This is a genomic window from Micromonospora sp. NPDC023956 (genome assembly GCF_040639195.1).
Taxonomy (GTDB): Bacteria; Actinomycetota; Actinomycetes; order Mycobacteriales; family Micromonosporaceae; genus Micromonospora.
Window position 1 is genome coordinate 146,689 of record NZ_JBEZZN010000010.1, and the last position, 13,911, is coordinate 160,599.

A 13,911-nucleotide genomic window follows, 5' to 3' on the forward strand; every position below is an offset into this window, starting at 1 on the left:
GGTTGGGCTACAGGCCAAGGTGATACCGCAGGAACAACTCAGTGATGAAGGCGCGGACGGGTCTGCTGCAGCGATAGGTGACAGTTTCAGTCACGCGGCCTGACTAGCCGGTGACACGCCTTGACGCAGTCCACTGTCCGACAGGCACAAGAATGTGTGCCAATCTCGTGTCCACTATGGTCTCCGCATGGCTCCCTCGATCGCCAATGCGGCTCTCTCGCCAGCAGCTGACATCCGTCTGGTTCCTGGGCCGGGACAAGTGGTCGAGGTTCGCGGGTCGACCTGGGCGGTGGCGCAGGTCAAGCCGCAAGGACTGCCGCGCAGCCCGGCGGACGAAGCCGTGGCCTCGCTGAACCACGCGGTGACCCTTCAGGCGCTCGACGAAGACCGGCTGGGTGAGGAGCTGACGGTCGTATGGGAGCTGGAGGTTGGCCACACCGTCACGCCCGCTCAGGGACTACCGACGCAGGTCAAGCCGGATACTTTCGATGACCCGAACACCCTCGCCGGGTTCGTCGACGCGATGCGCTGGGGCGCGGTGACCTCGGCGGACGACCGTAGCGTGCAGGCACCGTTCCACAGCGGTGTGGCGGTGGAGGCTTACCAGCTGGAACCGCTGCGCCGGGCGCTGTCCTCGCCCCGGACTAACCTCCTGCTGGCCGACGATGTGGGTCTGGGCAAGACCATTGAGGCCGGCCTGGTGGTGCAGGAGCTGCTGCTGCGGCACCGGGCGCGGACCGCGATCGTGGTGTGCCCGCCAAGCCTCGCCTTGAAGTGGCAGGACGAGATGCGCGACAAGTTCGGTCTCGACTTCACGATCATCAACAGCGAGAGGATGCGGGACGTACGGCGGCGCTACGGGTTGCACGCGAATCCGTTCCAGCTGTATCCACGGGTGATCGTGAGCATGGCGTGGCTGCCGCAGGTGCGCGCCCAGCGGATGTTGCGTGACGTGTATGCGCAGGCGTCGAGCACGAAGACCGCCCGGCGGTACGCGTTTGACATCCTGATCGTGGACGAGGCGCATCACGTGGCGCCGGCCAGCCCGTCGGCGATCGGGGGTGGGCGGGGGTACGCCGTCGACACGCAGCGGACGATCGCGGTGCGGGAGCTGGCGGACAAGTGTGAGCACCGCTTGTTCCTCAGCGCCACCCCGCACAACGGGTATCCGGAGTCGTTCACGGCGCTGTTGGAGATGATCGATTCGCGCCGGTTCAGCCGGGGTGCGCTGCTCGACGAGCGGGCGTTGCGCGAAGTGACGGTTCGGCGGTTGAAGTCGGACCTACCGGAGAAGGGTTTCCGCCCTCGGGAGCTGCGTATCATCCCGTTCACACCGCGCGCCGACGAGCAGGAGATGTTCGCTCTGCTGGATCGGATTCTCACCGAGAGTGCGAAGGCGAACGGGACCGGCGAGTCCGGTGACATCACCGCGATGCTGTTCAAGAAGCGGTTCTTGTCGAGCCCGTGGGCGTTCGGCATGACTTTGCAGTCGTACCTCGCCGCGCGGTCGGTGGGCCAGGCGCCGACGGACTGGGACTACGACGACATCCTTGGCGAGGGACAGGCCGACGAGGAGGAAGGCCTGTGGGAGCAGGACGAGGCGACGGCCCTGCGGCGAAGCAAGGCCACCGATCCGCTGGTCGCCGCCGCGCCAGGCGAGTTGCAGCGGCTTGCCGAGTGGGGGCTGAGCTTCGAAAGCCGACCCGATTCCCGCCTCGATGAGCTGATCACGACCCTGGACGCGATCTGCCGGCCGGGCGGGTTCTGGTCCAACGAGCGGGTCGTGGTGTTCACCGAGTACGCCCACACTCTGGAGTGGGTGCACCGGGTGCTGGTGCAGCAGGGCTACGGCGACGTGCTGGAGGTCATCCAGGGGCAGACGCCGACCGACGAGCGGGAGCTGGTCCGCGAGCACTTCACCACCGAGCCGTCGGCGAAGAATCGGGTGCGGGTGCTGCTGGCCACCGACGCGGCCGGTGAGGGCATCGACCTGCAGGACCACTGTTACCGGCTGATCAACCTGGACATCCCGTTTAACCCGTCGCGGCTGGAGCAGCGCATCGGCCGGATCGACCGGTACGGGCAGCAGCAGACCCCGCTGGTGTTTCAGTTCTCCCCGGACCGCTCGGCGACCCTGTACGCCGCCGACATGGAGTTCATGGGCCGGATCGCCCGCAAGGTGGTGACGGTCGCGCGTGACCTCGGGTCGGTCAACCAGGTCATCGCCGACGAGATCCAGGACCACTTCACCCGTTCCTCAGCGGGACGGCGCAAGAAGGCTGCGCTCGACGGCAACTCCGTGATCAACAAGGCGTTGGCCGGCGGGTTGGACCTGAACAGCCGGTTGACCCAGTTGGAGAAGGGCTACGCCGACAGTCGGGCGGAGCTGCACCTGGAGCCGGAGAACCTGCGGCGGGTGGTCGACACCGCGCTGCGGATCAGCCACCAGCCGCCCTTGGTGGTGGCCGGCGACGACCGGACCGACGCAGCCGTGTTCACCGTGCCGCCGCTCGGTCCGGCCTGGCAGTCGACGTTGAAGGGCCTGGACACCCGCTCCGAGCCGGGCGTATTGCGGCCGATCACGTTCGACGACAAGGCCGCGGCCGGTCGCAAGGACCTGGTCTACGTCCACCTGGGTCATCCCCTGGTGAAAAAGGCTCAGCGGCTGCTACGCCGGTCGCTGTGGAGCGCGGACGCGCCGTTGCACCGAGTCACGGCAGTCGTGGTAGATGGGCTGGAGGAGTCCTTCGTCGCGGCCGTCACCCGGATGGTGCTGGTCGGCCGGGGCGGGCTACGCCTGCACGAGGAGATATTCCTCGCCGGCGTACGCCTGCGGGGCCGCCGTGCCATCGCCGAGGAACGCGCCGAGCAACTGCTCGACCAGGCCCTCGACGCCGGCAGGCTGACGCTGGCCGCTGCGGACGTCCGCGCAGACCTGGCCAGGGAGTGGAACGAGCCGGAGTCCCCGCTGCGGGTCCGCCTGCTCGACTCGATGACGCGCCGCGCCGAGTCCCGCCACCAACGGGTCAGCGACCAGCTCGCCAAACGCGAGGAGGCCGACGTCACCCGGGCGCGGGAGATCTTTGCCGCGTTCCGCCGGAACCTGAACGAGTCGCTGGTTCAGCTCAACAGCGCCGAGATGCAGGACCAACTGGCTCTATTCCCCGATGATCAGCAGCGGCAGCGGCGCCGCGACATTGAAACGATGCGCCGTCGGCTAGACGAGCTCGGTGACGAGGAGCAGCGAGAGATCGCGGCGATCACCGAGCGGTACCGCGACGTCAAGCCACACACCACCGCCGCGGCGGTGGTGTTCGCGCTCACCCCGGCCGACGCCCAGCGAGGAGGATCCCGCTGATGCGGACCGCCCGTACCTTCCGTCCGAAGACGGCCACCGAGCTGCACCGGGCGTGGCTGGAACTGGTCGAGACAGACGGCCCGTTCCTGGCCATCCCGCCGCTGAAGCGGGTGTGGCCGCAGGGCATGCCCGCCCTGGACCCCGAACGCCTCGACGTCCTCCGCGAGGCCAGGCCGGCGTTCGACCACGCCTGGGAGGCCCTCGACATCGACCCGGACGACGAGACCGTCCAGGCCAAGTACGCCGAGGTCCGCGACGTCTGGGTGCAGACCGTCCTGCGGGACGTCGTCGGTTGGCGTACCTCGTTGGCCTGGGGTCCCGACTGCGCGCCCGGGGTGGCGGCGCACTCACCCGACCGGCGGATCACCGTCACCCCGCAGGCCGCCCTGCACGGTCCTGACGGGATCGGCGCGCTGGTCGGCGTGGTCGACAAGTGCGACAGCCTGCACGCCACCGGCACCGACGGCTGGGCCGCCACCGCCATCGACCGGATGGAAGCGATGCTGCGCGGCGCCAGCATCGCGATCGGCATCGTCACCGACGGCCGCTGGTGGGCCCTGGTCTGCGCCCGGCCGGACGCGATGGTCGCCTCCGGCATCGTCGACGCTCAAACCTGGGTCGAGGAACCACTGACCCGCAACGCCTTCCTCACCGTCATCGCCCGGCAGTACATCATCGGCGGCGACCCCAACGAGCGACTCCCCCAACTGTTCGAGGAGTCCGTCGCCGCCGCCGAGGAGATCACCGAAGCCCTCGGCGCCCAGGTCCGCCGCGCCGTCGAGCTGCTGATCCAGGCGTTCGCGGAGACCGCCGCCGACCACCACAGGCGCGGCCTACACGATCCGCTGCCGGACGACCCGCACGACACCTACTCCGCGGCCGTCACGGTCATGATGCGCGTCGTCTTCCTGCTCTTCGCCGAAGAGCGCGGCCTGCTGCCGCAGAGCGAGCTCTTCCTGCAGGGGTACGGCATCAGCGGTGAACTCGACGACCTGGAACAACGCCGGCTGCGCGACGGCGAAGAATCGCTGGACAGCACCTATCTGACCTGGCACCGGCTGCTCGCCACCAGCCAGGCCCTCTATCGAGGCGCGTCGTTCGAGAACATGCGAATGCCCGCGTACGGCGGATCACTGTTCGATCCGGACCGGTACCCGTTCCTGACCGCCTCGAACGACAACGGCACCCTCGCCCTGCCCGTCTCCGACCGGGTCATGCTGCACGTCCTGCGCTCGGTGCAGGTCGCCCAGCTCAAGGGCAGCGACGCCCGCCGCATCTCGTTCCGTGACGTCGACGTGGAACAGATCGGCTACATCTACGAAGGGCTGCTCGGCTACTCCTGCACCCGGGTCACCGGCGACACCCACGTCGGCCTCTTCGGTGCCACCGGAGCCGAGCCGGAGATCCCGCTGGCCGTGCTGGAGCAGCTCGCCGACGCCAATCCGACTCCGGCGAAACTGGCCACCGCGATCATCGCCTGGCTCAAGGAGAACCAGCCCGCTGCCACCCCGCCGAGCGCGAACGCCTTGGCGAAGCGGCTCGCAGCCAAGCCCGGCGACGACGCCGACCGCATGCTGCGCGCGGTGACCGATGACGACGACATGCGCGCACGCCTGCTCCCCTGGGCCACCATCACCCGGCCCGACCTGCGCGACCGCCCCACCGTCGTCCTGGACGGCGGCCTGGTGATCACCGAGACGCCGTCACGGCGCAACGCCGGTGCCCACTACACCCCGAAATCCCTCGCCGAGGAAGTCGTCAAGCACGCCCTCGAACCGCTCTGCTACTCCCCCGGCCCACACCAGACCGCCGACCAGAACGCGTGGAAACTGCGCGGCCCGGACGAGATCGTCAACCTAAAAGTGGCCGACATCGCCGCCGGCTCCGGCGCATTCCTCGTCGCCGCCGCCCGCTACCTCGCCGCCCGCCTCGTCGAGGCATGGATCGACGAGGACCCGGCCAACGCCGGCCGGCAAGACCTCGGACAACACGCGATCCGCGAGGTCGTCGCCCGCTGCCTGTACGGCGCCGACATCAACGCAATGGCCGTCGAGATGTGCAAGCTTTCGCTATGGCTGGTCTCCCTCGACCGCGACCTACCGTTCTCCTTCGTCGACGACAAGATCCTGCACGGCAACTCCCTGCTCGGCCTCACCGATCTCCGCCAGCTCCGCACCCTGCACATCGAGGCACCCACCTATCAGCAGGCCAGGCTGACGGTCCGGGACGTGGACGGCACCATCCGACGAGCCGTTGACATCCGCCGCGACCTCGCCAGCGAGGTACGCGAACACGACCCCATGCGTAGCGCCACCGCCAAGCGCCGCCAGCTCAATCAGACTCGCAGGCTCACCGCCGACCTACGCACCGCAGCCGACGGGGTAATCGCCGCCGGGCTCCGCGTCGGCGGCAAGCCAGGCAAAGCCCTGGACGAAGCGTACGAGAGCCTGGCCGAGGCGGTGGCCGCCGCGATGCCGGCCGACGGCACGGCCGCCAATCCCGAGTCCCTTGACTCGATCCTGAAAAAGGGGCTGACCCCGACCGTCTCGACGGACTACGAACGCTGGCAGCCGCTGCACTGGGTGCTCGAAGTACCGGACGTGGTGATCGATCACCGCGGCTTCGATGCCGTCATCGGCAACCCGCCCTTCCTGGGTGGCTCAAAGATTACCGGAGCGATGGGGACCAACGTCCGGGACTGGTTCGTCCACCAGATCGCCGGCGGCACCCGGGGCAGCGCCGATTTGGTCGCTTACTTCCTGCTGCGAGCGGTCGAGTTGCTCCGGCCCGCCGGGACGCTCGGATTAATCGCCACTAACACCATCGCCCAAGGCGACACCCGCCAGGTTGGTCTCGACCAGGTCGTCGCAGACGGGCTTACCATAACCCGTGCAGTCCAAAGTGCTCGATGGCCATCGGCCAGCGCCAACCTAGAGTACGCGGCGGTGTGGGCTACACGAAATACGGTCTCGGCAACTGCAGTGAGGACGGCAGATGGTATTCAAGCTCCGCGAATACTGACACTGCTCGAACCCGCCGGGAAGGTGGACGGCACGCCCATCCGACTCGTCGAGAACGCTCGACTCTCATTCAACGGATGCAAGGTGGAGGGACAGGGGTTCGTTGTGGATCCCGCTCAGGCGTTGTCGTGGATCGCGGAGGACCCCCGAAATCGGGAAGTATTGTTCCCTTATCTCAACGGCGAAGATCTTAATTCTCGGTTCGATTGCTCCGCTTCACGCTGGGTGATAGATTTTAATGACCGCAGCATGGAAGCTGCCGCAACTTACACCACACCTTTCGAGCGAGTAAAAACTCTCGTCATGCCCGAGCGTGCGAAGAATAACCGCACGATCAGAAGAGAGCGATGGTGGCAGTACGGCGAGAATGCGCCCGGCATGCGAAGCGCAACAGCACACCTGCAAGAGGCGCTAGTTATTGCCGTCGTCAGCAAGACTATCATGCCTGTTCGCGTAAACACCAATCAAGTTCTCAATAACAAGCTGATCATCTTCGCATCCGACTCGTATGGCGATCAGGCTATCCTTTCATCATCGATGCATAGCATGTGGGCAATAAGGTATAGCTCTACCTTGCGGACAGATCTAAGCTACAGCCCTTCTGACGTTTTTGAGACTTTTGCTCGACCCGAAAGCGATCCACGCTTGTTGGAAATGGGCAGAACCCTGGACATCGAACGGCGAGAGATAATGCTACGCCGAGAGCTGGGTTTGACGAAGCTGTATAACCTGATCAACAATCCGCAAATCCTTGACGACGACGACGCGGACGTGGCCCGGTTGCGGCGGATTCACGTCGAGCTGGACTTGGCGGTGATGGCGGCGTACGACTGGTCGGAGGTGCCGCTGGAGCATGGCTTCCACACGTACCGTCAGATGACGCGGTGGACGGTGAGTCCAGCGGCGCGGGTCGAGATCCTGGACCGGTTGCTGGCGGAGAATCTGCGCCGCGCGGCGGCGCAGCTGCCGAAGGCGGCAAAGAAGGCCGCTTCCCGCCAGCGGAAGCCGGTGGTCCACAAGGACCAGGGGGCGCTGCTATGACTGACTCAGGGTCGGGTTTCAGGCTCGCGCACGAGCCGGATGGCACTTCGTACACGGTCCGGGAGAACCTGGTCGACATCCTGGAGCGGGAGGTGCTCGGGCCGTCGGGTGGGCCGGAGGAGCTGTTGACGGTCAGCCCGCGTCAGCTCTACCTGGTAGGGCATATCGCGCCGGTGAAGCTGACCGAGCCCGACGCTGACCCGGCCGGATCTGAGGACGGGTATGGCCTGGTGGGCATCCGATCGGATGCGGCGGGTTCTCGTGCCCAGCGTGGGATTCCGGCCGAGTCCGCCGACGGCACCGACGTCGAGGGTGAGGACGATGACGCCGACGACAAGGCTCCGAGGCAGGGGCTGATGATTCCGTCGTCAATGGGGTTGCGGTTCCAGGTGCCGAACGATCTGGCGGAGTTCACGGTGACCGCGTCGTGGGGCACCTACGAGAGCGTGAAGACCGGTGAGGTCGACAAGCGGGGCCGGGCGGTGCGGCGGTATCGGCGCACGCCGGTTGGGATCGTCGAGAAGATCGCGGTGGCCGAGCTGGCGTCGGGCCGGACGTACACGCGGGTGCTGACCGGGCAGATCTGTCTGCGGATCGATGCCTACGACGACGCGCGTTTCGGTCGGCGGTTGATCGAGATCGCGCTGGTCAATGACCGGGAGACGCCGCCGACGATCCCGGTGCATGAGTGGCTGTTCCAGACGAAGCTGCACGTCGACGCGGGCGGTGCGGCGGTGTTCCTGCCGGTGCGCGACGTCATGGAGCAGGAGTGGCCGGAGCACGACGACGAAATGCGCCGGCTGCATTTGCAGTACCGCAACCGGCTGGAGTTCGCGGTCGGGCGGACCTGCTCGGTGGATTGGCGGGCGGAGTCGGGGGCGCGGCGGGCGACGGCGGTGTGGACGACGTGGCTGCCGGTGGCGGAGACTCCGCAGACGCAGGCACGGTCGGTCGCGGGCGCAATGCTGTCCATGGACGCACTGGCTAAGGCCAGCCCTGAGCAGGCTCGTGATGGGCTCGCCCCGCTGGTGGACGGGTACCGGACCTGGCTCGACGGTCAGGTTGCGAAGGCGGCGCAGCTCCCCGAGCATCTGCGAGACCTGGCCGAGGAGGTCGTGGACGAGGCACGCGCGGCACAGCAACGGCTGGCGGACGGGCTGGCGCACGTGGTGGCTGATCCGGAGGCGTTCGCGTGCTTCCGGTTCATGAACGAGGTCATGCGGGACCAGCGGGTCCACTCCCGGATCGGGGCGTTGCGTAGCTCCGACCCGAGCCTGTCGTTCGACGACGCCCGAGGGCAGGTCGAGGTCGACGAGCGGGAGAAGCCGTCGTCGTGGCGGCCATTTCAGCTGGCGTTCATCCTCATGCAGCTGCCAGCGCTGACCATCCCCACCGCGGCGGCGCGCAGTGGCGAGCTGTCGCGGGTGGAGTTGTTGTTCTTTCCGACCGGTGGTGGCAAGACCGAGGCGTACCTGGGTCTGGCGGCGTACACGTTCGCGATCCGGCGGCGGCAGCAGGTGGTGGCGTCCTCCGATGGGCCGTTGGACGGGCGTGACGGGGTGGCCGTGTTGATGCGGTACACGTTGCGGCTACTCACCGCGCAGCAGTTCCAGCGGGCCACCACGCTGGTGTGTGCGGCGGAGTTGGTCCGCCGCCGGGATGAGGCAACCTGGGGTAGCAAGCCGTTCCGGATCGGGTTGTGGGTCGGCACCGACGTGAGCCCGAAGCGGTGGGACGAGGCGGATGAGCAGCTGCGCAAGGCCAACGCGTACGGCGGGCACCGGCTGACGGTGTTGCAGGTGCAGCGATGCCCGTGGTGCGGCAGCCCGATCGGCGCCGCGAACGTGAAGCCGATCAAGACGACTCGGCGGGTACTGGTCTTTTGCGGTGACGACATGGGGCAGTGCCCGTTCGCCAAGGGCGGTCAGGTGGATGAGGGCCTGCCGATGCTGACGGTGGACGAGGAGATCTACCGGATGCCGCCGGCGTTCGTGATCGCGACCGTCGACAAGTTCGCCCGGCTGGCCCGCGAGGGTGAGGCGGCATCGCTATTCGGCTACGTTGGCCGTTACTGCGGTCGGCACGGCTACGTTCACCCGGACTACGCCAGTTGCAGTGTGACGACCGGTCACCAGGCGGAGCCCGGACTGCCCGCCGCGACCGTTCGCCGAGTGGGACGGCTCCGGCCCCCGGATCTGATCATCCAGGACGAGCTGCACCTGATCACCGGAGCGCTGGGCACCGCCGTGGGGCTGTTCGAGGTGACCGTCGAGACCCTCACGTCGTGGGAGACCGCAGACGGCAAGCCGGTCCGGCCAATGATCGTGGCATCGACGGCCACCGTACGCCGCGCCGACGAGCAGGTGCGAGGGCTCTACGGGCGCGGCGTCCAGATCTTCCCGCCACAGGTGTTGGACGTAGCGGACACGTACTTCTCGCAGGAGCTGCCGATCGGGCCGGCCACCCCGGGCCGGCGCTACATCGGGGTGAGTGCGCAGGGAGTGCGGCTGTCGAGCGCGGAGATCCGGGTCGCCGAGGTGTTGCTGCTCGCGGGGCAGTTGCTGTTCGACCGCAGTGGGTCCGCCGCCGATCCGTACATGACGTTGGTGGGCTACTTCAACGCGACCCGGGAACTGGCCGGTATGGCCCGCTATGTGGCCGACGACGTGCAGAACCGGGTCCGGCAGCCCCGCCCCGGTTCGGGTTTCCCACGGCGGCTCGGCTCGTACGGGCGGCTGGTCACCGGCGAGCTGACCTCCCGCATCGCTTCAGTCGATATCGGACGGACCCTGGACTATCTGGCCCTGGAGTTCGACCCCGACTACGCCACGACTGCAGCGATGCGGAAGCGGCTCGAACAGCAGGAGGCCGGCGGGCGGATGGAGCGGCCGAAGGCCGACCCGTTCGACGTGGTGCTGGCCACCTCGATGCTGCAGGTCGGGGTCGACGTGCAGCGGCTCGGGCTGATGCTGGTGGTGGGGCAGCCGAAGAACACCGCCGAGTACATCCAGGCGTCCTCGCGGGTGGGCCGCGACGTCGGCCGTCCGGGCGAGGACTGCGGCCGGCCCGGGCTGGTCGTGGCGCTCGGGAACTGGGCGCGGCCCCGCGACTTGGCCCACTACGAGCAGTTCCGCCACTACCACGAGACGTTTTACGCGCAGGTGGAGGCGCTGTCGGTTACCCCGTTCTCACCGACGGCTCTGGACCGGGGCATTGACGGGGTGCTGGTCAGCGCGGCGCGGGTGCTGCAGGCGCACCGCGACGATGGGCTGTCGCCGGAGCGGGCTGCGTGGCGGGTCCGTGACGAACAGGACGCTCTCGCCGCCCTGGTCGATCGGCTTTACGCCCGAATCCGGACAGCCGCCCAGTTGGACGACGTGATGGCGCAGGCATACCAGCGTTTGATTAACCGGCTGGATCAGTGGAACGCGCGAGGAAGGTACGCCGGGAAGCTCAGCAAGACCCTGGTGTACGAGCGCACCGGTGACAACGACAGCTACCTGCCGTTGCTGATCAGCCCGGAGAACGCGAAGGCCCATCAGGGTCAGCCGGACCGCGCGCCGTTCGTCGTCGCGCACTCGATGCGGGAGGTCCAGCCAGAGATCAACCTGCTGGTCAGCCCCATACCCGAGCGGCTGTTCGTCATCGAACCCGACGACGCGCCGTCCTGGGAGCTACCCGAAGGAGACGACGAGTGACGGACGACGACGCGGCAGAGATGATCTTCGAGTCGGCGCAGCCGTTGGACCCGCTCACCGACAGCGAGCAGTCGAACGTCAAGAACCGGGCCAAGGTGGGCTCAGCCCGGCCGTCGTCGCTGCTCTACACCTACGGTGTCGGCTCGATCATGGACCTGCCGCAGTTCTCGATCATGCCGGCTGGCCTCGACGACTGGGAGCCGATCTGGCGGCGGCGGCCCACCGTGCCGACGATCGAGGAACCACGGCTACTCAAGGTGGTCCAGCTTCACCTCGGGTCCCGCGTGCAGCAACTGCGGCCGTTCCCGTGGCAGCCGAAGGCCCGCGCGATGTCACAGGAGGGTTCCGACCTCGGCATTCCGGCCCGGGTGTTCCCGCAGTGGCTGCGCTGCACCGGCTGCGACTACCTCGGGCCGCTGTCGCGGTTCAGCTACACCAACACCCACCCGTTCCGGCCCGACCTGGCGACCTTCGAACACGCAACTTGTCCCGGCCGTACGTTCGCGGGGGCGGTAAAGGGAAAGGTCAAGGCTCCCGCGAAGGGAAAGGCCAGGCGCAGCCCGGCGGTGCCCGCCCGTTACCTGCTCGCCTGCGCCAACGGACACCTCGACGAGTTCCCGTACGCGCTGTGGGTGCACCGCGGCAGAACCTGCCCCGCCGCCGCCCCACACCCGAACCTGAAACTGCGCGACAGCAACATCGGTCAGGGAGCCGGCGCGGTCATCACCTGCGAACGCTGCCAACAGCGGCGCGGCATGGGCGAGGCTCAGGGCGAGGCCGGCAAGCGGAAACTGCCGACCTGCCGGGGCCGGCACCCGCACCTGAACGCCTTCGACCCCAAGTGCGGGCTGGACACCTCGCTGATGATGATGGGCGCCTCCAACCTCTGGTTCGCCTCGACCCAGTCGATCATCGTCATGCCACGCAGCGAGGAGCAGAAGCAGACCGCCCTCGCCACGAAACTACGCACGTACCTGACCCCGGAGGAACTGGCCGACTACGCCACCCTGCCGAAGGTGCTCCGTTCGCTGCTCGTCGCGAACAAGTGCGACATTGCCGGAGTCACCGACGAGCAGCTGACCGCGGCGGCGGCCGAGGCGCTCGCCCCACCCCCGTCGGAGGAGGAGCGCCGGGAGAGGCTCCGCGATTGGGACCCGGTCGAGCTGCTTGTGCCGGAGTGGGACTACCTGCAGAAGCCGAGCCTGTTCGCGCAGCAGCAGGACTCCAGCGGGCTGATGGTCACCGAGATGCCCACCGCCGCCGATCTCCCGAAGCAGGTGCACCGGGTCATCGCCGTGAACCGGATGAAGAGGGTCAACGCGGTGATCGGCTTCACCCGGATCGACGAGATGGACCGGGTCAACGACCTAGCGAGCCGGCTCGTCAAGCTCACCCGGGACGGCCGACCCACCTGGGTGCCGGCCACCGAGGACCGCGGCGAAGGCATCTTCCTGCAACTGGACGAGACCGCCGTCGCCGCCTGGGAAGCGCAGATCCTGCCCACCGCGCTGTGGCGGGCGCACCGTGAAGCCCATCGGCACAACTTCTCCCGGCGCTTCTCCGCTACCGCCGCCCAGATCGACCCCGACACCCGCTTCCCCGCCCCGCGCTACTGGCTGATCCACAGCCTGGCGCACATCCTCATCCGCGAGATGGCGATGTCCTGCGGTTACGGCGCTGCCAGCCTCAGCGAACGCCTCTACGCCTGGCCTGCCACCCCCGACCGGCCCGCCGCCGCTGGACTGCTCATCTGCACCACGGCCTCCGACAGCGAGGGAACCCTCGGCGGCCTCGTCGCGCTCAGCCAGCCGGAACGACTGCACGGGCTCCTGCTCGACGCACTGCGCCGAGCAGCCCGCTGCTCCTCCGACCCCGTCTGCGGGCAACGCACCCCACGGCACGGCGAGGACTTCCTGCATGGCGCGGCCTGCCACTGCTGCAGCTTCGCCTCGGAAACCTCCTGCGAACGCGCCAACCGATTTCTCGACCGCAGATTCCTGCTCACCCTGCCCACCATCGACGACGAACGGGTCCCCGGCTTCTTCGGCGCCATCGATGTCTACTGACCCCTACACGGCGCTCGGCGCCTTCCTGACCGCCTACGAGGCACAACGACTCGCCACCGTCCTACAAGGCGGCGGCACCACTGGCCAGGCGCTGAAAGAAGTACACGCGGCCCGCCGCGGCGAGGCGAAGCGCCTACTCCTCGCAGCCGAACTCGGTCCAGAGCACCGGGACGACTCGGTCGCCGTACTCCGGGCGATCGCCGGCGCACGATCCGTCCGGACCGCCATATCCCCCGTCTGGACCATGCCCGGCGTCGAAGCCACGACCGGCCGTCTCACCAGCGAAGCTCAGCGCATCATCGACGACGCGCGCATGTCGATCGTCTGCTCCAGCTTCAACTTCACGCCGCACTCGGGCATGTGGACTGCCCTCAAGAACGCCGCAGCGCGCCCCGGCCTGAGCGTCACGGTGTACCTCGACGCCCACGCCGGCTCCCCGGCAGCCGTCGCGGCCCACCTGCCGAAGGCAACCGTACTCCGGACGCTGACCCCGCCCGGAGGCCACCATCCGCTGGTCAGCCACGCCAAGTTCATCGTCGTCGACCGCACGATGACGCTGCTAACCAGCGCGAACTTCTCCTACAGCGCCGAGAACACCAACATAGAACTGGGCCTGCTGGTGCACGACACCAACCTCGCCACATCGATCGAAGCCCTCATGCGGAGCAAGCACGGGGTGCTCTACGAGCAAGTGACCTGACAGGTGCACGGGCGAATTACCACGGGCG

The 13,911-nt window shown here is 67.8% G+C and carries 5 protein-coding genes; all 5 read left to right on the plus strand.

Translation table 11 applies throughout. The features are described 5' to 3' along the window. The first annotated feature begins 187 nt into the window (after window positions 1-187). Genes drmD through drmC form a run of 5 tightly spaced genes read left to right on the plus strand, consistent with a single transcriptional unit; the run spans window position 188 to window position 13,883 of the window. On the plus strand, window positions 188-3,358 hold the full coding sequence (gene drmD, locus AB0F58_RS20345) for a DISARM system SNF2-like helicase DrmD (protein WP_357144928.1): 3,171 nt from the start codon (window positions 188-190) through the stop codon (window positions 3,356-3,358). Continuing rightward, on the plus strand, window positions 3,358-7,419 hold the full coding sequence (locus AB0F58_RS20350; RefSeq protein WP_357144931.1) for a DNA methyltransferase: 4,062 nt from the start codon (window positions 3,358-3,360) through the stop codon (window positions 7,417-7,419). Before drmD ends, AB0F58_RS20350 begins: the two co-directional genes overlap by 1 nt. Then, the gene (gene drmA, locus AB0F58_RS20355; protein ID WP_357144934.1) at window positions 7,416-11,117 is read left to right on the plus strand and encodes a DISARM system helicase DrmA; all 3,702 of its coding nucleotides are present in this window, start codon (window positions 7,416-7,418) and stop codon (window positions 11,115-11,117) included. Before AB0F58_RS20350 ends, drmA begins: the two co-directional genes overlap by 4 nt. Further along, complete coding sequence (locus AB0F58_RS20360) at window positions 11,114-13,183, plus strand: DUF1998 domain-containing protein (RefSeq protein ID WP_357144937.1); 2,070 nt, start codon at window positions 11,114-11,116, stop codon at window positions 13,181-13,183. Before drmA ends, AB0F58_RS20360 begins: the two co-directional genes overlap by 4 nt. Beyond that, window positions 13,173-13,883 (plus strand): DISARM system phospholipase D-like protein DrmC, encoded by a 711-nt coding sequence (drmC, locus tag AB0F58_RS20365; protein WP_357144940.1) that lies wholly within the window; start codon window positions 13,173-13,175, stop codon window positions 13,881-13,883. Before AB0F58_RS20360 ends, drmC begins: the two co-directional genes overlap by 11 nt. The last annotated feature ends 28 nt before the right edge of the window (window positions 13,884-13,911 follow it).

What these genes read in the sequence shown, in the direction of transcription:
- drmD (WP_357144928.1), top strand. Translation starts at nt 188, where the DNA reads ATGGCTCCCTCGATCGCCAATGCGGCTCTCTCGCCAGCAGCTGACATC.
- AB0F58_RS20350 (WP_357144931.1), top strand. Translation starts at nt 3,358, where the DNA reads ATGCGGACCGCCCGTACCTTCCGTCCGAAGACGGCCACCGAGCTGCAC.
- drmA (WP_357144934.1), top strand. Translation starts at nt 7,416, where the DNA reads ATGACTGACTCAGGGTCGGGTTTCAGGCTCGCGCACGAGCCGGATGGC.
- drmC (WP_357144940.1), top strand. Translation starts at nt 13,173, where the DNA reads ATGTCTACTGACCCCTACACGGCGCTCGGCGCCTTCCTGACCGCCTAC.